Source organism: Escherichia sp. MOD1-EC5433 (assembly GCF_002966005.1).
Taxonomy (GTDB): Bacteria; Pseudomonadota; Gammaproteobacteria; order Enterobacterales; family Enterobacteriaceae; genus Escherichia; species Escherichia ruysiae.
This window is the reverse complement of the sequence record NZ_PTRL01000009.1, coordinates 120,764-145,677: the sequence shown is the minus strand read 5'-3', so window position 1 is coordinate 145,677 and position 24,914 is coordinate 120,764. Positions and strand designations below refer to the sequence as shown.

Here is a 24,914-nt window from a genome sequence, read left to right as displayed (position 1 = left end):
GCTTCCTTAGCGTTTTGCCTGCCAGATACGAGCCTGATAATCGCGAATAGAGCGATCCGAGCTAAACATACCGCAGCGGGCGGTATTGAGGATCGCCGCGCGAGTCCAGGCCTCCTGGTCGCGATACAGCACATCCACCTGCTTTTGTGCCTCTACATAGGCTGCGAAATCCGCCATCACCAGATACGGATCGCCGCCTTGTTTGCCGATACTGTGCAGCATCTGGTCGAAGGCATGTTTATCACCATCGCTGTATTTACCGCTTTCCAGCTCTTTCAACACGGCGTCCAGAACCTTATCTTTCTTCCGCCATTTCACCGGGTCGTAGCCTTTGGCCAGAATTGCCTTCACTTGTTCCACGGTATGACCAAAAATAAAGATGTTTTCTTCACCGACTTTTTCGGCAATTTCAACGTTCGCGCCATCCAGCGTACCCACGGTTAACGCGCCGTTGAGCGCCAGTTTCATGTTGCCAGTACCAGAAGCCTCTTTCCCTGCAGTGGAGATCTGCTCGGAGATATCCGCCGCCGGGATCAGTTTTTCCGCCGCCGAAACGCAATAATCCGGCAGGAACACCACCTTCAGTTTGTCGCCAACTTGCGGATCGTTGTTGATCACGTCAGCCACTTTATTGATCGCAAAGATAATATTCTTCGCCAGGTAGTAGCCAGGCGCCGCTTTCGCGCCGAACAGGAATACGCGCGGTACGCGGTCGGCCTGCGGGTTCTCGCGAATTTCTTTATACAGCGCCAGAATATGCAGCAGATTCAGGTGCTGGCGTTTGTACTCATGCAGACGTTTGATCTGAATATCGAAAATCGCCTGCGGATTGATCTCAATACCGGTACGGGCTTTCACAAACTCTGCCAGACGGACTTTATTCGCCTGTTTGATCTCGCGATATTGCTGACGGAATTTCGCGTCATCGGCGAATTTTTCCAGATGGATCAGTTGATCCAGATCGTTAACCCACTCTTTCTTCAGTGATTTATCCAGCAGCGCCGCCAGTGCCGGGTTGCACTGTTTGATCCAGCGACGTGGGGTAATGCCGTTAGTGACGTTATGGAATTTGTTCGGCCACAGCTGGTGATATTCCGGGAACAAGTCTTTCACCACCAGATCCGAGTGCAACGCCGCCACACCGTTCACCGCAAAGCCGCTTACCACACACATATTGGCCATGCGAACCTGTTTGTCATGCACAACCGCCAGCTTTGCCCACACCGCTTTATCACCTGGCCAGGTTTTTTCTACCAGTTTCTTAAAGCGGTTGTTGATTTCATTGATTATCTGCATATGGCGCGGCAGCAGGGCTTTTACCAGTTTCTCATCCCAGCACTCCAGAGCTTCTGGCATCAAAGTATGGTTGGTGTAAGCGAAAGTTTTGCTGGTGATTGCCCAGGCGTCATCCCAGCTCATCTGGTGCTCATCGATCAGCACGCGCAGCAGTTCTGGAATAGCGATAGTCGGGTGGGTATCGTTCAGTTGAATGACTTCGTAATCTGCCAGTTCGTGCAGTTTACGCCCCGCCAGATGATGGCGACGCAGAATATCCGCCACCGAACAGGCACACTGGAAGTATTGCTGCATCAGGCGCAGCTTTTTACCCGCAGTGTGGTTATCGTTTGGATAGAGAACTTTGGTCAGTTTTTCAGCATTGATGCCTTGTTGTTCGGCACGCAGGAAGTCACCGTCATTAAATTTGGTGAGATTGAACGGATGAGCATGAGTCGCCTGCCATAAACGCAGCGGTTGTGCCACACCGTTGTGGTAGCCCAACACTGGAAGATCCCACGCTTGCCCGGTAATGGTAAATTCCGGTTCCCAGCGCCCCTCTTTCGTCACTTTGCCGCCGATGCCCACCTGCACATCCAGAGCTTCGTTATGGCTAAACCACGGGTAGTTGCCGCGATGCCAGTCGTCTGGCGCTTCAGACTGTTTACCATCGACAAAGGATTGACGGAACAAACCATACTGATAGTTAAGACCATAGCCAGTGGCAGACTGCCCGACAGTCGCCATTGAGTCGAGGAAACACGCAGCCAGACGCCCCAGGCCACCGTTACCCAGCGCCGGATCAATCTCTTCTTCCAACAGGTCAGTCAGGTTGATGTCATAAGACTTCAGTGAATCCTGAACAGCCTGATACCAGCCGAGATTTAACAGGTTGTTGCCCGTCAGACGCCCAATCAAAAACTCCATTGAGATGTAGTTAACATGGCGCTGATTCGCCGCCGGTTTAACGAAAGGCTGGGCTCGCAGCATTTCCGCCAGGGCTTCACTCACTGCCAACCACCACTGGCGAGGGGTCATCTCAGCCGCAGAAGTTAAACCATAACGCTGCCACTGGCGTGACAGGGCTTCCTGAAATTGCTTTTCATTAAAAATGGGTTGTGACATAGGAGTTCCAGTTTTCTTAGATATTAAACACAACGTTATCGTTAGTTTGCCAGGCTCCATGTTGACCTTCCTCATCCTACGGGGGATTAGGCGGGGAGGAGTGACGGGGATGAGCAAGAAAATGTGATCACGACCACTTAAAGGTAGTGCAATCAACTGCAAAAGCATCAGCTCAATGCCAGAGAGCGCAGAAAACCTGCTATTAACAGTAAGAAATGGTCGTTGCGTATTATCAAAAAGCGGAAAGCAACTCTATAAATTAAGTAAAGCGGCGAAATAGTTTCAGTAATGAAATATCCATTGAGGGTCATCTCACTGTTAATAGATTTATTAAGATCAACTTTTTAGATAGACCTTTCATCAGGAATTAAGGCGGTATCGTTGCTTTAATAAGGCTTTTGAACTGAAAGAAAACACCCTAAAATCCAGTATCCACGCTGCATTTGCCTTGTTTTAAGATGAAGTATTAATAAAGATTTGGAATTGTGACAGAGTGCAAATTCAGACACATAAAAAATCGTCATCGCTTGCATTGCACAGGTTTCTGACCGAACTTATAACTATTAATTACGAAGCGCAAAAAAAATAATATTTCCTCAATTTCCACAGTGAAGTGATTAACTATGCTGATTCCGTCAAAATTAAGTCGTCCGGTTCGACTCGACCATACTGTGGTTCGTGAGCGCCTGTTGGCTAAACTTTCCGGCGCGAACAACTTCAGGCTGGTGCTAATCACAAGTCCTGCGGGTTACGGGAAGACAACGCTCATATCCCAATGGGCGGCAGGAAAAAACGATTTGGGCTGGTACTCGCTTGATGAAGGCGATAACCAGCAAGAACGTTTCGCCAGCTATCTGATCGCCGCCGTGCAACAGGCAACCAGCGGGCACTGCGCCATCAGTGAAACAATGACGCAAAAACGGCAATATGCCAGTCTGACGTCACTGTTTGCCCAGCTTTTCATCGAACTGGCGGAATGGCATAGCCCACTTTACCTGGTGATCGACGATTACCATTTGATCACCAATCCGGTGATCCACGAATCAATGCGCTTCTTCATTCGCCATCAACCAGAAAATCTCACTCTGGTGGTGCTGTCACGCAACCTTCCGCAGTTGGGCATTGCCAATCTGCGCGTGCGTGACCAACTATTGGAAATTGGCAGCCAGCAACTGACATTTACCCATCAGGAAGCGAAGCAGTTTTTTGATTGCCGTCTGTCATCGCCGATTGAAGCCGCAGAAAGCAGTCGGATTTGCGATGACGTGTCCGGCTGGGCGACGGCGTTGCAGCTAATCGCGCTTTCAGCAAGGCAAAATACCCACTCGGCGCATAAATCAGCGCGTCGTCTGGCGGGCATCAATGCCAGTCATCTTTCTGATTATCTGGTCGATGAGGTGTTAGATAACGTTGATCTGACCACGCGTCATTTCCTGCTAAAAAGCGCCATTTTGCGCTCGATGAATGATGCGCTAATCACCCGCGTGACCGGCGAAGAAAACGGGCAAATGCGTCTTGAGGAGATTGAGCGTCAGGGGCTGTTTTTGCAACGGATGGATGATACTGGCGAGTGGTTCTGCTATCACCCGCTGTTTGGCAACTTCCTGCGCCAACGCTGCCAGTGGGAACTGGCGGCGGAACTGCCGGAAATCCACCGTGCCGCCGCAGAAAGCTGGATGGCGCAAGGTTTTCCCAGCGAAGCCATCCATCATGCGCTGGCGGCAGGCGACGCTTTGATGCTGCGCGATATTCTGCTGAATCACGCCTGGAGTTTGTTCAACCACAGCGAACTGTCGCTGCTGGAAGAGTCGCTTAAAGCCCTGCCGTGGGACAGCCTGCTGGAAAATCCACAACTGGTATTGTTGCAGGCCTGGTTGATGCAAAGTCAGCATCGCTACGGCGAAGTAAATACCCTGCTGGCACGAGCCGAACACGAGATCCAGGGTATCAGGGAAGGCACCATGCACGCAGAATTTAACGCTCTGCGCGCCCAGGTAGCCATTAACGACGGTAATCCGGAAGAAGCCGAACGACTGGCAAAACAGGCACTGGAAGAACTGCCTCCGGGCTGGTTCTACAGTCGCATTGTCGCGACCTCTGTACTTGGCGAAGTGTTGCACTGTAAAGGTGAACTAACCCGCTCGCTGGCACTTATGCAGCAAACCGAGCAAATGGCGCGCCAGCATGATGTCTGGCACTACGCCTTGTGGAGTTTAATCCAGCAAAGTGAAATTCTGTTTGCCCAGGGGTTCCTGCAAACTGCGTGGGAAACGCAGGAAAAAGCGTTCCAGTTGATTAACGAACAGCATCTGGAACAGTTGCCGATGCATGAGTTTCTGGTACGCATCCGTGCGCAACTGTTATGGGCATGGGCACGGCTGGATGAAGCCGAAGCCTCGGCGCGTAGCGGGATCGAAGTTTTATCTTCTTATCAGCCTCAGCAACAGCTTCAGTGCCTGGCAATGTTAATTCAATGCTCGCTGGCTCGTGGCGATCTGGATAACGCCCGCAGCCAACTTAACCGCCTGGAAAACCTGCTGGGGAATGGCAAATATCACAGCGACTGGATCTCTAACGCCAACAAAGTTCGCGTTATTTACTGGCAGATGACCGGCGACAAAGCCGCCGCTGCCAACTGGTTGCGTCACACGGCCAAACCGGAGTTTGCGAACAACCACTTCCTGCAAGGCCAATGGCGCAACATTGCCCGTGCACAAATTTTGCTGGGCGAGTTTGAGCCTGCGGAAATTGTCCTCGAAGAACTCAACGAAAATGCCCGCAGTCTGCGGTTAATGAGCGACCTGAACCGCAACCTGCTGTTGCTCAATCAGTTGTACTGGCAGGCCGGACGTAAAAGCGACGCTCAGCGCGTGCTGCTGGACGCATTAAAACTGGCGAATCGCACCGGATTTATCAGTCATTTTGTCATCGAAGGCGAAGCGATGGCGCAGCAGTTACGCCAGCTGATTCAGCTCAATACGCTGCCGGAACTGGAACAGCACCGCGCGCAGCGTATCCTGCGGGAAATCAATCAACATCACCGACACAAGTTCGCTCACTTTGACGAGAGCTTTGTCGAACGTCTGCTAAATCACCCGGAAGTGCCGGAACTGATCCGCACCAGCCCATTGACCCAACGCGAATGGCAGGTGCTGGGGCTGATTTACTCCGGTTACAGTAACGAACAAATTGCGGGCGAACTGGAAGTAGCAGCGACCACCATCAAAACGCATATCCGCAATCTGTATCAAAAACTCGGCGTTGCCCACCGTCAGGCTGCGGTACAGCACGCGCAGAAACTGCTGAAAATGATGGGATATGGGGTGTGAGTCTGGTCGGGTAACACACCTGATCCGACTTGCTTCTCTGCATCATTCAACGCTAACCCACGTTACGCCATCTGTTTCAGCCAGAATAAACCGCACTGGCAAGAAACGCTCCACCACCGCGATATTGGTCAGCAGATGGCATGAGGGATGAGCAACCGTAAACTCCCCCGCGCCTGCCAGCGCCATCGGCAACACTAACTGGTCTGCGAGATATTCCCCTACCGCAGCCGAACTTGCCAGGTAGCGTTTAACCTCTTTCACCAGTTGGGCGGCAACCACTTCGGCACTGACACGCTTTTCACCAACAGCAAAAAAACGCTCGGTGATGTGTTCGCTGACGACTTCAAGCGAAGCGGTATTTCCTGGCCCCTGCTCGCGCGGCAGACTTTGAATATTCCGCTCATTCAGGGAAAAGCTGGCAGCCAGTACGGACATCTCTCTTTCGCCAACATGATGAGGCACTCCAGCCAGTAACACTTCACTGCACAGTCGCACAATGTTGCCCCGCTCATTCAACGCTAATGCGTTAAGTGATGCCACAGGCGAGACTTCTGTTGTCACCACACCGCCGCCAGCAGGGTAAAAACCATGGCGCAACAGCGTTGTTTGCTGCTGAATCCCCATCCGCGCCAGCAACGGTTCCAGCACACGGCAGATAAAATCAGCGGGCGGTGCAGACGGGTTATCGGTGCCACCGCTGACTTCAACACGCGAAGACCCGTCAGCAAACCACAGCGCGGGCAATACCGTTTGCAGCACCAACATGCAGCTACCTGCGCTACCGATGGCGAAGCGGTAATCGCCGCCGCGCACGATGCCAGGCCGGAAGACCAGGCGCTGCGACCCCAACTCCGCGCCCTCCACCGTCGCTCCGCAAATTTCCGTCGCTGCCTTTACCGCCGTCAGATGTTGGCGCAACAGCCCAGGTTTCGCACGCCCGGCACGAATGCCGGTGATGGTAAATGGCTGGCCGGTTATCATCGACAGGCTCAGCGCCGAACGCAGGATCTGCCCGCCGCCTTCACCCTGTGCGCCATCCAGCGCAATCATCCTTTTCATTATTTATCCTTTTACACACACCACCTGACGCAGGGTGTAGATAACTTCCACCAGATCGCTTTGTGCCGCCATCACCGCATCAATATCTTTATACGCCATCGGGATTTCGTCGATCACTTCGGCATCTTTACGGCATTCCACATGAGCGGTGGCACGAATCTGATCTTCCACGCTAAACAGTTTTTTTGCTTTGGTACGGCTCATCACGCGTCCGGCACCGTGGCTGCATGAACAGAAAGATTCTTCATTTCCCAGCCCACGGACGATAAAGCTTTTCGCGCCCATCGAACCGGGAATAATTCCATATTGACCAGCACGCGCAGACACCGCGCCTTTACGCGTCACGTAGATCTCTTCACCAAAGTGCTGTTCTTTTTGCACATAGTTGTGGTGACAGTTGATCTCTTCCATCGCCAGCGTTTGTGGCTGTCTGACCGTTTTCTGCGTAATGCTCTGCAACGCCGTAACCACGTTTTCCATCATCGCATCGCGGTTAAGGCTGGCAAAAAGCTGCGCCCAGGCCACGGCTTTCAGGTAATCATCAAAGTATTCCGTGCCTTCCATAAAGTACGCCAGATCACGCGACGGCAACGTCTCAAGCGTTTCCTGCATCTCTTTTTGCGCCAGCTCGATAAAGTAAGTCCCGATGGCGTTACCAATTCCGCGTGAACCGGAGTGCAACATAATCCACACCTGGTCCGACTCATCAAGGCAGATTTCAATAAAGTGGTTACCCGTTCCCAGCGTTCCCAGGTGTTTATAGTTGTTAGTGTTAAGGAAACGCGGATATTTTTGCGTTAACCACTGATAACCGGCTTCAAGCTCAGCCCATTTCGCATCGACGTTAACAGGCGGGTTTTCCCATGCGCCTTTATCACGTTTACAACGCCCGGTAGTACGCCCGTGCGGCACGGCAGTTTCAATCGCCTGACGCAGTTCCGCCAGGTTTTCCGGCAGATCTGCCGCCGTTAACGCGGTACGCAGTGCGTTCATTCCACAACCGATATCCACGCCCACCGCTGCAGGAATAATCGCCCCTTTGGTCGGGATCACGCTACCAATGGTGGAACCTTTACCCAGGTGCACGTCAGGCATTACCGCAATATGTTTGAAAATAAACGGCATCTTCGCCGTATTAATAAGTTGCTGACGCGCATCGGCTTCTACCGGCACGCCTTTGGTCCACATTTTTACCGGGGCATTTTCAGTGGTCAGTAATTCGTAATTCATTTTGTTTTTCTCTTTTCGTTGTTTGCTGTCCTGATAATTGCAACCGTCGTGCCAAAAAATTAAATCAGCAAATTAAACTTATAATTAATTGTTTTTATTTAATTAAAGGCACAAAGTCCGTAAACGGAGATTTTCTATAAAGTCACTTACCCGATAATGAAATATCGTCTTTTATAAGGATATCTAAGATGCGTAAAACAGTGGCTTTTGGCTTTGTCGGAACCGTACTGGATTATGCCGGACGCGGCAGCCAACGCTGGTCAAAATGGCGCCCGACGCTCTGTTTATGTCAGCAAGAATCGTTGGTCATCGACCGGCTGGAATTGTTGCATGACGCCCGCTCACGCTCGCTGTTTGAAACGCTTAAACGCGATATCGCCAGCGTTTCGCCAGAAACAGAAGTCGTGGGCGTTGAGATTGAACTGCATAACCCGTGGGATTTCGAAGAGGTTTACGCCTGCCTGCATGATTTCGCCCGAGGTTACGCTTTTCAGCCAGAGTGCGAAGACTATTTAATTCACATCACCACTGGCACCCACGTCGCGCAAATTTGCTGGTTTCTGCTGGCGGAAGCTCGTTACCTGCCCGCCCGACTGGCGCAAACTTCACCACCACGCAAAAAAGAACAGCCCGATAGCCCAGGTGCAGTGACGATTATCGATCTCGATTTAAGCCGTTATAACGCCATCGCCAGCCGCTTTGCCGAGGAACGCCTGCAAACGCTCGATTTCCTCAAATCAGGCATCGCCACGCGTAACCCCCACTTCAACCGCATGATTGAGCAGATCGAAAAAGTGGCGATTAAATCCCGCGCACCGATCCTGCTTAACGGCCCGACTGGTGCGGGTAAGTCATTTCTGGCGCGACGCATTTTCGAATTAAAACAGGCGCGACATCAGTTTAGCGGCGCGTTTGTGGAAGTGAACTGCGCCACTCTGCGCGGTGATACCGCGATGTCGGCGCTGTTTGGTCATGTGAAAGGCGCATTTACCGGGGCGCGGGAATCGCGGGAAGGTTTATTACGCAGCGCCAACGGCGGCATGTTATTTCTCGATGAGATAGGCGAACTGGGCGCAGATGAACAGGCGATGTTGCTGAAAGCCATTGAAGAGAAAACCTTTTACCCGTTTGGCAGCGATCGCCAGGTAAACAGCGATTTTCAGCTTATCGCCGGAACGGTGCGCGATTTGCGCCAGTTAGTTACCGAAGGCAAATTTCGCGAAGATCTGTACGCGCGGATCAATCTCTGGACCTTCACCCTGCCGGGACTGCGCCAGCGTCAGGAGGATATCGAGCCTAATCTGGATTATGAAGTGGAGCGCCACGCCTCGCTGACCGGAGACCGTGTGCGTTTTAACACTGAAGCGCGGCGTGCCTGGCTGGCCTTTGCAACATCTCCCCAGGCGACATGGCGCGGTAACTTTCGCGAACTTTCTGCCAGCGTCACGCGGATGGCCACCTTTGCCACTAGCGGACGCATCACTCTGGACGTGGTTGAAGATGAGATAAACCGTCTGCGCTATAACTGGCAGGAGAGCCGCCCCTCCGCGCTTACGACTTTGCTGGGCGCAGAGGCAGAAAACATCGATCTCTTCGACCGTATGCAACTGGAACACGTTATCGCTATCTGCCGCCAGGCAAAGTCGCTTTCCGCAGCCGGACGCCAGCTTTTTGACGTTTCGCGCCAGGGCAAAGCCAGCGTCAATGACGCGGATCGGCTACGCAAATACCTGGCGCGTTTTGATCTGACGTGGGAAGCCGTGCAGGATCAGCACAGCTCCAGTTGAATATGGTGGTCCGTCAGCACCTGCATTACGCTTACTGGCGGCGGGGCGTCGGTGTAGACGGCATCTACCATGCTGATGCTGCCCATATTAACCATCGCGTTACGGCCAAATTTTGAGTGATCAACAACCAGCATAACGTGGCGCGAGTTCTCAATAATGGCGCGTTTGGTACGAACTTCGTGGTAATCGAACTCCAGCAGCGAGCCGTCGCTGTCAATGCCGCTGATCCCCAGAATGCCGAAATCAAGGCGGAACTGGGAGATAAAATCGAGCGTCGCTTCGCCAATGATCCCGCCATCGCGGCTGCGTAATTCGCCACCGGCGAGGATAATACGGAAATCCTCTTTCACCATCAGCGTGTTAGCGACGTTAAGGTTGTTGGTGACAATGCGCAAATTGCTGTGATTGAGCAGCGCGTGAGCCACCGCTTCCGGCGTGGTGCCGATATCGATAAAAAGCGTCGAGCCGTTAGGGATTTGCTCCGCCACTTTGCGGGCAATACGCTCTTTTTCTTCGGTCTGGGTGGCCTTACGATCGTGCCACGGCGTGTTAACCGAACTGGAAGGCAGCGCCGCGCCGCCATGATGGCGCAGGATCAGATTCTGCTCCGCCAGTTCATTGAGATCGCGGCGAATAGTTTGCGGGCTGACGGAGAAATGCTCTACCAGCTCTTCGGTACTGACATAACCCTGCTGTTTAACCAGTTCGATAATACCGTTGTGACGTTGTGTTTGTTTCATTTATAAATCCCTGGAATCATTTTCGTTTTCGCGCATTGAGCGAATCAACAAAAGCCATCGCTAACCCCACGGCTAACCCGGCGATGTGTGCTCCGTTCGCCATCGACATCCCAAACAAATCAAACCATCCGGCGACAATCCAGATCAGCGCAAAGATAATTAACCCACGTTGCAGGTAAATGCCACTTTGCGGATCGCGCTCGCCGCGTAGCCAGACATAGCCCATCAGCGCATACACCACGCCAGAAAGCCCGCCAAACCACGGCCCGCTGAATTTTTGCTGCACATAGCCGCTTAACAGGGCGCTAATGAGAGTAATGACAATTAGCTTACCGCTACCGAGACGTTTTTCTACCGCACCGCCGAGATACCACCACCAGAGCAGGTTAAAAAGGATATGCATCAACGAGAAGTGCATCAACGCATGGGTGAAGTAACGCCACAGCTCAAATTTCAGTGTTGGATCGAATGGCCAGGCCAGCCATAACATCACTTCTTGATCGCCGATAATTTGCATGGCGATAAACACCACCACGCAGGCGATCATCATCACCCAGGTCACCGGCCCCGCGCGTTCACGCAAGGTGGCAAAGAAAGGAAAACGGCGATAATGCAGACCACTATCGGTATGGCCTGACTGCCAGCTGGCGGCGAGATAACGCGGATCTGCCGGGTTTTCGAGAAAACGCGCCAGCTCCGCCCGCACGCGTTCGGCCTGGGATTCATCCGCCAGCCAGACATCGCTTTGGTTATGTTGTTGAATCGTGAGGATAACACCCTGCGTCGCCATGTAATCAACAAACGCCTGCGCCACGCGGGGGTTAGCAAAAGAGGTAATCATCAACATCGTTGCTGTCGCTTATTCCACACAAAAGGGGACAGTATAAAGCGTTACGCGCCGTACGCCACCTCTGCGGGAAACTGACGCTGCCAGGCTTCAAAGCCGCCGTCAATGCTATAGACCACATCGTAGCCCTGTTGCAGCAGATACTGCGCCGCGCCTTTGCTGCTATTGCCGTGATAACACATCACCATCACCGGAGTGTCAAAGTCGTTATCACGCATAAACGCGCCAAGCGTGTCGTTAGTTAAATGGAAAGCCTGCACCGCATGCCCCATTGCGAAACTCTGTGGATCGCGAATATCGACCAGCACCGCCTCTTTTTCCTGCAACTTCTGGTGCGCGTCGGCAACGTTAATACATTCGAACTGATCCATGCGTCTCTCTTTCTTTACAAACAAGTGGGCAAATTTACCGCACAGTTTACGTCGAAGCGGCAGATAAACGCCATAATGTTATACATATCACTCTAAAATGTTTTTTCAATGTTACCCAAAGCGCGATTCTTTGCTAATATGTTCGATAACGAACATTTATGAGCTTTAACGAAAGTGAATGAGGGCAGCATGGAAACCAAAGATCTGATTGTGATAGGTGGCGGCATCAATGGTGCTGGTATCGCGGCAGACGCCGCTGGACGCGGTTTATCCGTGCTGATGCTGGAGGCGCAGGATCTCGCTTGTGCGACCTCTTCCGCCAGTTCAAAACTCATTCACGGTGGCCTGCGCTACCTTGAGCACTATGAATTCCGCCTGGTCAGCGAGGCGCTGGCTGAACGTGAAGTGCTACTGAAAATGGCCCCGCATATCGCCTTCCCGATGCGTTTTCGCCTGCCGCATCGTCCGCATCTGCGCCCGGCGTGGATGATTCGGATTGGTCTGTTTATGTACGATCATCTGGGTAAACGCACCAGCCTGCCGGGATCTACCGGTTTGCGTTTTGGCGCAAACTCAGTGTTAAAACCGGAAATTAAGCGCGGATTCGAATATTCCGACTGTTGGGTAGACGACGCCCGTCTAGTACTCGCCAACGCCCAGATGGTGGTGCGTAAAGGCGGCGAAGTGCTTACCCGGACTCGCGCCACCTCTGCTCGCCGCGAAAACGGCCTGTGGATTGTGGAAGCGGAAGATATCGATACCGGTAAAAAATATACCTGGCAGGCGCGCGGCCTGGTTAACGCCACTGGCCCGTGGGTGAAACAATTTTTCGACGACGGGATGCATCTGCCTTCGCCTTATGGCATTCGCCTGATCAAAGGCAGCCATATTGTCGTGCCGCGCGTGCATACCCAGAAACAAGCCTACATTCTGCAAAACGAAGATAAACGTATTGTCTTTGTGATCCCGTGGATGGATGAGTTTTCCATCATCGGCACCACCGATGTGGAATACAAAGGCGATCCAAAAGCAGTGAAGATTGAAGAGAGTGAAATCAATTACCTGCTGAAAGTGTATAACACGCACTTTAAAAAGCAGTTAAGCCGTGACGATATCGTCTGGACCTACTCCGGTGTGCGCCCGCTTTGTGATGATGAATCCGACTCGCCGCAGGCTATTACTCGTGATTACACCCTTGATATCCACGATGAAAATGGCAAAGCGCCGCTGCTGTCGGTATTTGGCGGCAAGCTGACGACCTATCGTAAACTGGCGGAACATGCGCTGGAAAAACTAACGCCGTATTATCAGGGGATTGGCCCGGCATGGACGAAAGAGAGCGTGTTACCGGGTGGAGCCATTGAAGGCGATCGCGACGATTATGCCGCCCGCCTGCGCCGCCGCTATCCATTCATTACGGAATCGCTGGCACGTCATTACGCACGCACTTACGGCAGCAACAGCGAGCTGCTGCTCGGCAATGCGGAGGCGATAAGCGATCTTGGGGAAGATTTCGGCCATGAGTTCTACGAAGCGGAGCTGAAATATCTGGTAGACCACGAATGGGTACGCCGCGCCGACGATGCCCTGTGGCGTCGCACAAAACAAGGCATGTGGCTGAATGCGCAGCAACAGTCTCGTGTGAGTCAGTGGCTGGTAGAGTATACGCAGCAGAAATTGTCGCTGGCATCGTAAGGATGATGCCCGGTTGAAGTGCAACCGGGCTATTTGGATTCCTTAGACTATTTATTGTAAATAATTGAATAACGGCCCCTGAGCTAAAATCGCCAAACTTAAGCACGTTACCCACTCACCCCATTTCTGCCTCTGGCTTCTATTTTTGCTACGCCAATGGCAATAATATCCCAATGCAAAACCAACCTGTGCACTAATCGGGCCGACAAAATCAGTCCACGGCTGCGGCCAAAAAGGGGAAAAATTCAGGGGAAGCCAGACAAACGTCAGAAAGAAATTTCGGATATTTTCCAGCAACGCTGATTTCTCTGGAGAAATATAAAGAATGAAATTCGAGAGAATTAACCAGAAATAGACCGGAGAAAAGACCAGCCAGCAATGCAGTCTGTTTTTTAATTCAGGAGGCGTTCTGCGGGAGAATTGCCAACCGATGCCCCACATTACACTGAAAAAAAATGCATATTCAACCATTAACTCAAGTTGTAATTCCTGAAGAGAAATACGCACAACCAGGAGCGGAAAGGAGAATGTTATTTCTGCCAGAAAAGTTAACGTGAATATAAGTACGGCTAAGACAATAACCGTCGGCCATACCAATACTGGCACGATAACAAAACCGAGAATTACAGGGGGAATATAAAGCCGGAATTTAATCATTTTTATTTTCCTGGTGATTCGGATGATGCGTCATACATCGCGCATAAACACTCATCAATCATCCAGTCGTCTTCCCAGATCTGATACTGTGTGCCCTGTTCGGGCTGCTTAAGCGGGTTCTCAATCGCCTGCCGCGCGCGTTCTTTCAGGATGGATTGATTGTTGAAGGCCCAGGCATTGATTTGGGCAGTAATGGCTTTATCGTCATCATCCTGCTCAAAACGACTATTCTGAATATTCTCTTCCCTGTTATGCCACAGCAAACATGCCATCGATACTGTGGGTTGGTAACCGGGTACAGAGATGACGGCATCAAGCAATGGCGAAAGAGCGATATCGGCACGGGAAAACATTTCCAGCATATACTGTAATTCGACAGCCTCATCGCCAGATACCCAATCAGCCATATACTGGCAGGCAAATCGCTGCAATATTGCCCGTTCATCCTCACGCCAGTTTTCTTTACTGGCAAGGTTGATACGCCGTAGAGAAAATACTTCGTGAATATTGTCAAATTGCCTCTGCGCAACAAACTCCAGTAAACGAGGAAGAAAATAACGAACCTCATCGCTGTTTTGCGGATCGGGTCCTGGACTACTATTCCAGGCATTGATTAAGGAATACGGGATCGCTCGTAACGATGTATTCCGTAATGCCTTTTGTTCCTGCTGACTCAGGCAATATTCACAACAAACCACAAATTGCTGCGGCACCGGATAACGACGAAAAATATGATAAACCTGCTCAATTAATGCCTGCATGGCGGGACTGGGTTGCATAATTACCCCCTCTTCCGCTGGTCGCGTGTAAACGGTTGATAAACAAAACGAGCATTCGCCGCATTCAGGCGAATAATGGAACTACGAGAGAGGGAAAAGCTGGGCCGAATGCAATAATTACAATCCCGACAGCTTTCCTCTGTGCAATTTTCCACTGAGTAATGACGCGCGTAGAGTTTCAGTTCAGCCTGCTTATCCCGAAAACCGCGTAAGCTGTTATCGGTATAGAATTTCCATGCTTCTTTAAACACCTGAAAGATATAAACATCCTCAATCCAGTAGTCACATTTTTTAAGCGGGCGCTTTGCTATGATCACCCGCTCATCCGGGTTGAGCATTGCCGTAAAATGAACGGTGAAGTCATTTGTCGTATTCAGGTCACATTGAACATCTGGTACATCACTGATATAGGGGTCAAATCCAAAATCAGCACCACAGGCACAAAGACGACCGATCGTGGCGGTATCGAGGGAAAATCCCGGCCATACATTGCTGGAGGTTAAGCCAATATTTAATGTGACATTATATCGAAGCAATCCCTCAAGACCGTCAGCACCGACGAATTTTTCCCCTTCATCCAGGACCTGATTAATGAGTTGCTGGACAATGCCTTCATCCCAGTATGCCGATTTGCAGTTGGCAATCGTAATATCAACGCCTGTGAAGGGATCAGTACCAGCAAGGCTTGCAAATAATGTATCAACTAATTCCATTTGGTTGTCCTTTATTATTAACTGACAGTTTAAGCTATCAGGATAAACCTATCCTACAGGTGATATTTATTCAAATATCCGTGCGACAAATGATAAAAAACTGTGCAAGGCTATTGAGAATGTCAGGGGTTTGTTGATAAATCCATTATTTCATAACGTTCATTCATTAACGCTATGTAGAAACACAGAAATATGGGACTCTATCCATCGAATCATTTCGTTATGCCTGAAGCAGACATTCTCACCGTTAATTTTCCCACATAAACCAAAACCATCAAAATAGATATCACATTTTTTATTTTGATATGAGGTGATATTCACGCGCCACCTCAGATCAGTAACATTTTCCTCTTGTTCAGCATAATCCACCTGTAATAGCTCAACAATCTTTTTACTTTCTTTATCGTCAAGATGAGTAATTTCAACCTTGTATTTATAAATTTCATTCAGCCGTCCCTCATCAATTGAAACTGGCGAAGTGTATCCCTGCGGATAATTTGTAATCTCTAGTTTATCTACACGATTACCTATGTGGCATAAATCGTTCACTTTGCCTTCGGCAGCTGCGGATCCGACGTAAACCATAAGCAAAACCGTTAAAGCTTTTTGTATTATTTGTTTCATGTATATAAACCTGGTCACTTTTACCCTTTCGATCTTGCCCAGATGATTTGTTCATCATCACCTATAGTAAGTTTATCGATATCTGGTGGCACTATTACACTATAAGAAATTTGACTGGAACTTCCTTTATCCGCAAACATAGGTAATGATAAATAAACATGAATATTTATTGTTGAGCCTTTTGTTCTGAATTGTTCTATCTTCCTGACAACCAATGCACTATTACCATGACTTGCGAAAACTGTGACTAATACTGAATTGTTACCAATATTATCTTCATACACGGATAAATTATACAGATCATCTTTCTCCAGGGATGTGTCAACAACAGAACACCCCGGTACAGATAAAATCAGGATAATAGCAAATAATCGCTTTAGCATAATTCCTGACATTTTTATTGAGTAATATTAACAGAGTCGTTTAGCATTGATTTCTCCCTGTTGCCATCGTCACTCCAGTCAATTGATTTATCGATATTATAATCAGGATAAACTGCATATGCTGTTGAAATATTTAACCTGTCCTCAAACGGACTTTTCGCGCTCACTCTCAATAAAACAGAAATTGATGGTCCTCTGACTTGGTTCTCTATATCCGGGCAACGAAAGGCATAATATTGGTACAAATCAAATTCATTATCCGAATAATACGCAGATAAATTAATCCCGGTATTAGTTTGCTCTCTTTCACAAGCTAAAGTGTAATGCTCGAAAGGTGGTGAAATATTCTGGCATGCAGCATAACTCTCAGGAAAAGAGAGTAAGCAACTGCTGACAAGTAATAATGTCTTCATACTCATATCCATATCTGCATCCTACTTACTTAATTATTTAATATCTAATAACGTTTTATACAGCGGCACATACCCCACATCCTCTACCAATTGTTGTCCCTGCGGGCTTAAAAACCAGTCAACGAATTTCTGCGTTTCCGACGTGGGATTTTCGCGCGTCACCATATAAGCATCCACAATGTATGGATAAGTTCCGTTGCGAATATTTTCCTCAGTTGGGGAGATACCGTTGATTGCCAGTAATTTGATCTGCTTGCGCATTTTGAGCATGTTGTCATTCATACGCGTGACATAATAATGAAAGGTATAACCAACGGAAGATGGTGTATTTTGGTAGTCGGCTACTTCGGTAATTAAACCGCCCATGAGATCAATTACAGTGGATTTTTTAGCTGGCAGCATTGGGGTGTCTTGCATAACCAGTCCCTTCATAACCGTTTGGCTTCCAGAATCCTCTGGCCTCTGCCAGACTTTTATACGTTCGTCACTACCGCCCACTTTATTCCAGCGACTCACTTTACCGCTAAAAATGTCTTTGACCTGCTGTTCGCTAAGTGAATTAACGGGGTTTTTGATATCAACGATAAAGACAAAGGCTTCGCGGGCGAAAGCGGTATATTTCAGCTTAACCCCCGCTTGTTCTGCTCGTTTTTTCTGCCCTTCTGACGGTTGCGCGACAAAAATAACGGTCGCAGTACCTTTAATTAGACTATCGTAGGCTTCTGCTGTTCGGGTTTGCTGCAAACCATACGCCTGCCAGGCACGCGAGGTTCGATCCGCATCTTTCGGCTCGGGTATTAATTGATAATATGCAGAGGCATACAGCGGGTATAAGGCCGTAGCGCCGTACACTCTTGGCCATCTTGACCAATCTTCGCTGTAACGTAATTCAGGTTGACCCTGCAGAGAAGTCAGTCCATGGCTCTCTTCTTCTCTGACGCTGTTATAGTACCCTTCCCTGTCGACACATCCCGCCAGTAATGCCGTGCCTAATAGTAAAACACCGGTGAATTTATTCATCGCGCTGATTCCTTTCTCTCCAGGGTTATTTCATTGTTGGATACATCGGTACATAACCCACATCTTCCACCAGACTCTGTCCTTGTGGCGTTAAAAACCATTCCACCAATTTTTGTGTTTCTGACGTCGTATTTTCCCGCGTCACCATAAAAGCATCGACTATATACGGATATTTGCCGTTACGAATGTTTTCCGCACTCGGAGCAATACCGTTAATCGCTAACAACTTGATATTTTTATCGGCATTCATTTGCGTCGCGTAATAGCGGAAGGTATAGCCAATGGAGTTGTTTGTATTACGGTATTCAGCAACGACTTTAATCATGCCTTCCATCACGCTTGCCACTTCTGTCTCCTGCGGCGAGATCATGCGGACATCTTTCATCACCAGTGATTGCATCACCGTCTGACTGCCTGAGTCTTCCGGGCGTTGCCAGGTCTGGATCTCTTGATCATTACCGCCAACAGTACGCCAGTTGGTAATAGCGCCACTAAAGATGTCACGCACTTGTTGCTCTGTCAGGGAATTAACCGGGTTATCTGCATTAACGATGAAAACAAATGCTTCGCGGGCAAAGGGCGCGTATATCAAAGTGATGCCCGATTCCTCTGCACGCTTTTTCTGCCCACCAGAAGGTTGCGCCACAAAGATAATATCGGCATCGCCCTTAACGATTTTGTTATACGCCTCCGGCGTGCGAGAGTTATCCAGATATTCCCTGACGTGAAAATCTTCCGGTATAACGCTTAACGCATAAAAGGCAGAGGCATAAATGGGGTACGCTGCCGTAGCACCATCGAGTCGCGGCCAATTTTGCGTAAACTGAATTTGTGGTTTACCACGCAGTGGCGTCAGTTGATTATTGAGTTTGTCGGGTCGCCAGGCCCAGGTATCAATATCTTCGCGAACACCGACACCAGGATTAAGCTGTTTATATAAATGAGCCTGATAACCAGCGACAAAACCCAGCAGGAGAAGGATAAACAGAAGTGAATTACGGTAACGTAGCCCGAATGTGCCGGTTAAAGGATGTCTTGTCGGCCAGGCGTATCCCAGCGAAAAACTGATATGCGCCCCAACGGGAATAATGACCATCCACCAGTACTCACCACCGACTAATGTGACTAACAAAACGCCCAGCCAGGGAAGCATAAGATCTGCCAACCAGCCCGAACCCATCTGGCGAAATTGATAATCTGCCAGATGTAGCGTGATTATCCAGCCAACCAGGGTTAATAATGCAGGTAATAAAAAAAGACATTGTCGCCAGACGGCTATTTCTCTGTTTTCTGGGGCGCTATCTCTCGCCCACACTCGACCCGAGAAAAATATCACTATCGCACCCAGCGCCAGCATAAAAACGTTGAGTAAAAGGTAAATTGTTGGTGTGAGGAGTAGATTGCAAAACTCAAGAATAGCGGCAATCCCGGCACCCAGCATGGCAATAACCGCTGCCAAAAATTGCGCCAGTATGGGAATACCGAAAAAAGTCATTACCAGCGAGGTCAAAATCCATTTTCTGTTTTGCATTATTCTTTCCATTCTTTCTGAATGGCGAAATTATACTCCTCCAGTATCCTCGCCCCCGCTGGACACTTTTCCGAAATAAAGGCAAAAAAAAACGGGACCTTTTGGCCCCGTTCTATTTTTGGCGAAATTACAATCTCACCGGATCAATATGCCAGATAAGATCGGCGTACTCTTTGATAGTCCGGTCAGAAGAGAAATAGCCCATATTTGCGATGTTCAGCATCGCTTTGGCTGTCCACTCTTCTGGACGCTCGTACAGTTCGTCAACTTTATCCTGACAATCGACATAGCTGCGATAATCCGCCAGCACCTGGTAGTGATCGCCAAAGTTGATCAGCGAATCAACCAGATCGCGGTAGCGACCCGGCTCTTCCGGACTAAACACACCGCTGCCGATTTGCGTCAGCACCTGATGCAGCTCTTCATCTTTCTCGTAGTATTCACGCGGTTTGTAGCCCTGACGACGCAGCTCTTCCACTTCTTCCGCAGTGTTACCAAAGATAAAGATATTGTCCGCACCGACATGATCCAGCATCTCGACATTCGCACCGTCCAGCGTACCGATAGTCAGTGCGCCGTTAAGTGCAAACTTCATGTTGCTGGTGCCGGAGGCTTCCGTACCCGCCAGCGATATTTGTTCGGAAAGATCGGCTGCCGGAATGATCAGCTGCGCCAGGCTGACGCTGTAGTTCGGGATAAACACCACTTTCAGCTTATCGCCAATCTGTGGATCGTTGTTGATCACTTTCGCTACGTCATTGATCAAATGGATAATGTGCTTCGCCATGTAATAGGCCGAAGCCGCCTTACCGCCAAAGATATTCACTCGTGGAACCCACTTCGCATCTGGATCGGCCTTGATGCGGTTATAGCGGGTGATCACGTGCAACACATTCATCAATTGACGTTTGTATTCGTGAATACGTTTGATTTGCACATCAAACAGCGCCTTCGGATTCACCACCACATTCAATTGTTGGGCGATGTACTCCGCCAGACGCTTTTTGTTCTCCAGTTTCGCCTGATGAACAGCATGATTGACCATCGGAAAATCACAATGCTGTTGCAACTCGTTTAATTGACTCAGATCGGTACGCCAGTTACGACCGAGGTGTTGATCCAGCACGCCTGAAAGCGACGGATTCGCCACCGCCAGCCAGCGACGCGGGGTCACACCGTTGGTAACGTTGGTGAAACGTCCAGGGAAGATCTTCGCAAAGTCAGCAAACAGCGATTGCACCATCAGATTAGAGTGCAACTCCGATACGCCGTTAACTTTGTGGCTGACCACAACAGCCAGCCAGGCCATGCGCACACGACGCCCATTCGATTCATCAATGATCGACGCCCGTCCCAGCAGGTCGGTATCGTTCGGATACTGCTCCTGCAAGGTTTTCAGGAAATAGTCGTTGATTTCAAAGATAATCTGCAAATGGCGCGGCAGAATTTTACCCAGCATATCGACCGGCCAGGTTTCCAGCGCCTCGCTCATCAGCGTGTGGTTGGTGTAGGAGAAGACCTCGCAGCACACTTCAAAAGCGTCGTCCCAGCTAAATTTGTGCTCATCGATCAGCAGACGCATCAGCTCAGGAATCGACAGCACCGGATGGGTGTCGTTGAGGTGAATCGCGATTTTATCCGCCAGATTATCGTAGGTTTTATGCAACTGATAATGGCGACTTAAAATGTCCTGAATGGTCGAAGATACCAGGAAGTATTCCTGACGCAAACGCAGTTCACGTCCGGAATAGGTGGAGTCATCCGGGTACAGCACGCGGGATACGTTCTCAGAGTGGTTTTTATCTTCCACTGCCGCGAAGTAGTCACCCTGGTTAAATTTACCAAGATTAATTTCGCTACTGGCTTGTGCACTCCACAGACGCAAAGTGTTGGTCGCGTCAGTATCATAACCTGGGATGATTTGGTCGTAAGCCACGGCCAGAATTTCTTCGGTTTCAATCCAGCGCGTTTTCTTACCTTCTTGCTGAATACGTCCGCCAAAACGCACTTTGTAGCGCGTATTGTGGCGTTTAAATTCCCACGGATTGCCGTACTCCAGCCAGTAGTCCGGAGACTCTTTCTGACTGCCGTTAACGATGTTCTGTTTGAACATACCGTAGTCATAACGGATGCCGTAACCACGCCCTGGCAATCCTAAAGTCGCCAGCGAATCCAGGAAGCAGGCCGCCAGACGCCCCAGGCCACCATTACCGAGACCTGGGTCATTTTCTTCATCAATCAACTCTTCGAGATTTAATCCCATCGACTCCAGCGCACCCTGGACATCGTCATAAATACCTAACGACAGCATGGCGTTGGAGAGAGTACGACCAATCAAAAACTCCATCGACAGGTAGTAAACCTGGCGAGTTTCTTGCGATAGCTGGGCACGATTCGAGCGTAACCAGCGCTCCACGAGACGATCGCGCACAGCAAATAACGTTGCGTTCAGCCATTCATGTTTATTGGCGACGACCGGATCCTTTCCAATCGTAAACATCAGCTTGTAAGCGATAGAGTGCTTAAGAGCTTCTACGCTTAGCGTGGGCGATGAATATGTAAACGGAGCATTCATATAGGCGTTTCCTGAAAACTATTTCAAGCGATAGTAAAGCTCACGGTACGACTTCGCCGCGACCTGCCAGCTAAAATCCATTGCCATAGCCTGACGTTGCACAAACCGCCACAGTGAAGGGCGAGACCACAGAACAAAAGCGCGTCGAATAGCCCGTAACAGCGACCAGGCATTACTATCTTCAAAGACAAACCCACTGGCGACGCCATCTGCAAGGTTCTCAAGAGAACAGTCAGAAACCGTATCAGCAAGCCCACCGGTACGCCGCACCAGCGGCAGCGTGCCGTACTTCAATCCATAAAGTTGCGTTAAGCCGCACGGTTCAAAACGACTGGGAACCAGAATGACGTCCGCGCCGCCCATAATGCGATGCGAAAATGCTTCGTGATAACCAATCTGTACACCAACCTTGCCGGGATGCTCCGCCGCTGCAGCAAGAAAACCTTCCTGCAATACCGGATCACCCGCACCGAGCAGTGCCAGTTGTCCGCCCTGTTCCAGAAGACCCGGTAAGGCTTCCAGCACCAAATCCAGTCCTTTCTGGCTGGTCAGACGGCTCACCACTGCAAAAAGCGGCACTTTATCGTCAACCTTAAGCCCCATTGCGATTTGCAACTGGCGCTTATTCTCCGCTTTATCCTCCAATGAATCGCGGGTGTAACGCGAGGCTAAAAGTAAGTCCGTCTCTGGACTCCATATTTTCTCGTCCACGCCGTTCAGTACGCCGGAAAGTCGCCCTTCACGATGACGCTGCTGGAGTAAACCTTCCATACCGTAGGCAAACTGTGGTTCAGTAATCTCACGAGCGTAGGTCGGACTAACCGCTGTAATGTGATCGGCGTAATACAATCCGGCCTTCAGGAAAGAGATTTGCCCGTTGAATTCCAGCCCGTGAACATTAAAGAATAACCATGGCAATTGGATGTCATTCATGTGATGTGCATAAAACATGCCTTGATAGGCCAGGTTGTGCACAGTAAACACCGACTTCGCCGGACGCCCGTGTGCCGCCAGATACGCAGGCGCAAGACCCGCATGCCAGTCGTGCGCGTGCACAACATCGGGGCGCCAGAATGGGTCAAGGCCGCTTGCCATCTCCGCTCCAACCCACCCGAGCAGTGCAAAACGCAATACGTTGTCGGTGTAAGCAAATAAGTTGGTATCGTGATACGGGCTTCCGGGACGATCGTAGAGATGCGGTGCATCAATCAGGTAAATGCCAACCCCGTTGTAATGCCCAAACAGCAGCGTGAAATGTCCGGCGAAGGTATCGCGGCGAGATACCACCTTCGCATCGGTCACGCCACGGCGAATATCGGGAAATGCAGGCAACAGTACGCGAGCGTCAACGCCGTCTGCGATTTGTGCTGCGGGTAATGCCCCAATAACATCAGCCAGACCGCCGGTTTTAAGCAGCGGGAACATCTCTGAACATACATGTAAAACCTGCATTATCGCTCCTGTTTATACCCTAACTTCCGTAGCATTTCGCGCGTAACTAGCACAATGCCTTCTTCTGAACGATAGAAACGACGTGCATCCTCTTCTGCATCCTCACCAATCACCATTCCTTCCGGAATGACACAAGCGCGGTCAATGACGCAGCGACGCAGACGGCACGAGCGACCTACCCATACTTCCGGCAGCAATACGGCGGAATCAATGTTGCAGAATGAATTCACGCGAACGCGTGAGAACAGAACGGACTGCACCACCACCGAACCAGAGATCACACAACCGCCGGAAACCAGTGAGTTAAGGGTCATCCCATGGCTACCGGAGCGATCCTGAACGAATTTCGCTGGCGGCAATGATTCATTGTAGGTGCGAATCGGCCAGTTGCGATCGTACATATCCAGTTCCGGCACGACAGAAGCCAGATCCAGGTTCGCTTTCCAGTAAGCCTCCAGTGTCCCAACATCACGCCAGTACGGCTCGGCGTCCGGGTCGGACTGTACACAAGAGAGCGGGAATGGATGCGCATAGGCGAGGCCTGCTTCGGTAATTTTTGGAATCAAATCCTTACCAAAGTCGTGGCTGGAGTTTTCATCACGATCGTCTTCTTCCAGCAATTCATACAGGTACTCTGCATCAAAGACGTAGATCCCCATACTCGCTAAAGATTTGCTCGGATCGTTTGGCATTGACGGCGGGTTAGCCGGTTTTTCAACAAATTCGATAATTTTATCGTTTCCATCAACCGCCATAACGCCAAATGCAGAGGCTTCTTCAATCGGTACAGGCATACAAGCAACGGTGCAACGTGCGCCTTTTTCGACGTGGTCGATAAGCATACGCGAGTAGTCTTGCTTGTAGATATGGTCACCCGCCAGGATCACTACGTACTCCGCTTTATAACGGCGAATAATGTCGAGGTTTTGGGTAACGGCATCTGCCGTACCGCGATACCAGTTCTCCCCTTTCATTCTCTGCTGCGCTGGCAGCAGATCGACAAACTCGTTCATTTCTTCATTGAAGAACGACCAGCCGCGCTGAATATGCTGTACCAGAGTGTGAGACTGGTACTGGGTGATCACGCCCATACGACGGATCCCGGAGTTGATACAGTTGGACAGTGCAAAGTCGATAATACGGAACTTGCCGCCGAAGTGTACGGCAGGCTTTGCTCGTTTATTGGTTAAATCCTTCAGGCGAGTACCGCGTCCCCCCGCCAGAATCAGGGCAACAGACTTCAATGGCAGCTGGCGCGCCAACATTAAGTGATCGTTCTTCTCTAAACTAATCATGACTAACTCCTTTT

At 50.0% G+C, this 24,914-nt stretch carries 20 protein-coding genes; 3 read left to right on the top strand and 17 right to left on the bottom strand.

The genetic code is table 11. The features are described 5' to 3' along the window. Positions 1-6 precede the first annotated feature (6 nt). Positions 7-2,400, bottom strand: coding sequence for a maltodextrin phosphorylase (gene malP, locus C3D30_RS17810; protein WP_000081937.1), 2,394 nt, complete (start codon positions 2,398-2,400; stop codon positions 7-9). Between the two features lie 623 nt (positions 2,401-3,023). On the opposite strand from malP, the gene malT reads away from it, so the two are divergent. After that, positions 3,024-5,729: an HTH-type transcriptional regulator MalT gene (gene malT / locus C3D30_RS17805; protein WP_000907056.1), complete on the top strand. Its 2,706-nt coding sequence runs from the start codon at positions 3,024-3,026 to the stop codon at positions 5,727-5,729. Between the two features lie 42 nt (positions 5,730-5,771). On the opposite strand, the gene rtcA is transcribed toward malT, so the two are convergent. Both rtcA and rtcB read right to left on the bottom strand, forming a co-directional pair. Next, positions 5,772-6,788: an RNA 3'-terminal phosphate cyclase gene (rtcA, locus tag C3D30_RS17800; protein WP_000827114.1), complete on the bottom strand. Its 1,017-nt coding sequence runs from the start codon at positions 6,786-6,788 to the stop codon at positions 5,772-5,774. Between the two features lie 3 nt (positions 6,789-6,791). After that, positions 6,792-8,018 (bottom strand): RNA-splicing ligase RtcB, encoded by a 1,227-nt coding sequence (gene rtcB, locus C3D30_RS17795; RefSeq protein WP_001105476.1) that lies wholly within the window; start codon positions 8,016-8,018, stop codon positions 6,792-6,794. A gap of 188 nt (positions 8,019-8,206) precedes the next feature. On the opposite strand from rtcB, the gene rtcR reads away from it, so the two are divergent. Then, positions 8,207-9,805, top strand: a complete 1,599-nt coding sequence (gene rtcR, locus C3D30_RS17790) for a DNA-binding transcriptional regulator RtcR (RefSeq protein WP_001232918.1) — start codon at positions 8,207-8,209, stop codon at positions 9,803-9,805. Here rtcR and C3D30_RS17785 read toward each other — a convergent pair. Genes C3D30_RS17785 through glpE form a run of 3 tightly spaced genes read right to left on the bottom strand, consistent with a single transcriptional unit; the run spans position 9,787 to position 11,763 of the window. Continuing rightward, on the bottom strand, positions 9,787-10,545 hold the full coding sequence (locus C3D30_RS17785) for a DeoR/GlpR family transcriptional regulator (RefSeq protein ID WP_000815099.1): 759 nt from the start codon (positions 10,543-10,545) through the stop codon (positions 9,787-9,789). The two genes, rtcR and C3D30_RS17785, sit on opposite strands and share 19 nt — an antisense overlap. Positions 10,546-10,561: 16 nt before the next feature. Then, positions 10,562-11,392 carry a rhomboid family intramembrane serine protease GlpG gene (gene glpG / locus C3D30_RS17780; protein WP_000928732.1) on the bottom strand — a complete coding sequence of 277 codons (831 nt, stop codon included), beginning with the start codon at positions 11,390-11,392 and terminating at the stop codon, positions 10,562-10,564. 44 nt (positions 11,393-11,436) lie between these two features. Next, on the bottom strand, positions 11,437-11,763 hold the full coding sequence (glpE, locus tag C3D30_RS17775; protein WP_000371928.1) for a thiosulfate sulfurtransferase GlpE: 327 nt from the start codon (positions 11,761-11,763) through the stop codon (positions 11,437-11,439). A gap of 189 nt (positions 11,764-11,952) precedes the next feature. Here glpE and glpD point away from each other — a divergent pair, with 189 nt between their 5' ends. Then, entirely contained in the window at positions 11,953-13,458 is a 1,506-nt protein-coding gene (glpD, locus tag C3D30_RS17770; RefSeq protein ID WP_000448163.1) for a glycerol-3-phosphate dehydrogenase, read from the top strand. A gap of 51 nt (positions 13,459-13,509) precedes the next feature. Here glpD and C3D30_RS17765 read toward each other — a convergent pair whose 3' ends face one another. The 11 genes from C3D30_RS17765 to glgC form a co-directional block, all read right to left on the bottom strand. Next, positions 13,510-14,115, bottom strand: a complete 606-nt coding sequence (locus C3D30_RS17765) for a hypothetical protein (RefSeq protein WP_000589365.1) — start codon at positions 14,113-14,115, stop codon at positions 13,510-13,512. Positions 14,116-14,117: 2 nt separating this feature from the next. Then, positions 14,118-14,894: a hypothetical protein gene (locus C3D30_RS17760; protein ID WP_001183167.1), complete on the bottom strand. Its 777-nt coding sequence runs from the start codon at positions 14,892-14,894 to the stop codon at positions 14,118-14,120. A gap of 2 nt (positions 14,895-14,896) precedes the next feature. Then, positions 14,897-15,607: a YbbD family protein gene (locus tag C3D30_RS17755; RefSeq protein ID WP_105287205.1), complete on the bottom strand. Its 711-nt coding sequence runs from the start codon at positions 15,605-15,607 to the stop codon at positions 14,897-14,899. Between the two features lie 159 nt (positions 15,608-15,766). Continuing rightward, a complete protein-coding gene (locus C3D30_RS17750; protein WP_105287204.1) occupies positions 15,767-16,231 on the bottom strand; it encodes a hypothetical protein in 465 nt (154 codons plus the stop codon). Positions 16,232-16,251: 20 nt separating this feature from the next. Next, a complete protein-coding gene (locus C3D30_RS17745) occupies positions 16,252-16,614 on the bottom strand; it encodes a hypothetical protein (RefSeq protein ID WP_105287203.1) in 363 nt (120 codons plus the stop codon). Positions 16,615-16,628: 14 nt separating this feature from the next. Then, on the bottom strand, positions 16,629-17,027 hold the full coding sequence (locus C3D30_RS17740) for a hypothetical protein (RefSeq protein WP_238145713.1): 399 nt from the start codon (positions 17,025-17,027) through the stop codon (positions 16,629-16,631). A gap of 33 nt (positions 17,028-17,060) precedes the next feature. Beyond that, entirely contained in the window at positions 17,061-18,047 is a 987-nt protein-coding gene (locus C3D30_RS17735) for a PstS family phosphate ABC transporter substrate-binding protein (RefSeq protein ID WP_105287201.1), read from the bottom strand. A 25-nt stretch (positions 18,048-18,072) separates the two neighbouring features. Next, entirely contained in the window at positions 18,073-19,581 is a 1,509-nt protein-coding gene (locus C3D30_RS17730; RefSeq protein ID WP_123058538.1) for a PstS family phosphate ABC transporter substrate-binding protein, read from the bottom strand. 124 nt (positions 19,582-19,705) lie between these two features. Continuing rightward, on the bottom strand, positions 19,706-22,153 hold the full coding sequence (gene glgP / locus C3D30_RS17720; RefSeq protein ID WP_000993436.1) for a glycogen phosphorylase: 2,448 nt from the start codon (positions 22,151-22,153) through the stop codon (positions 19,706-19,708). An 18-nt stretch (positions 22,154-22,171) separates the two neighbouring features. Continuing rightward, the gene (glgA, locus tag C3D30_RS17715) at positions 22,172-23,605 is read right to left on the bottom strand and encodes a glycogen synthase GlgA (RefSeq protein ID WP_105287199.1); all 1,434 of its coding nucleotides are present in this window, start codon (positions 23,603-23,605) and stop codon (positions 22,172-22,174) included. Next, on the bottom strand, positions 23,605-24,900 hold the full coding sequence (glgC, locus tag C3D30_RS17710; RefSeq protein WP_000624234.1) for a glucose-1-phosphate adenylyltransferase: 1,296 nt from the start codon (positions 24,898-24,900) through the stop codon (positions 23,605-23,607). The genes glgA and glgC overlap by 1 nt, the downstream gene beginning before the upstream one ends. Positions 24,901-24,914 lie beyond the last annotated feature (14 nt).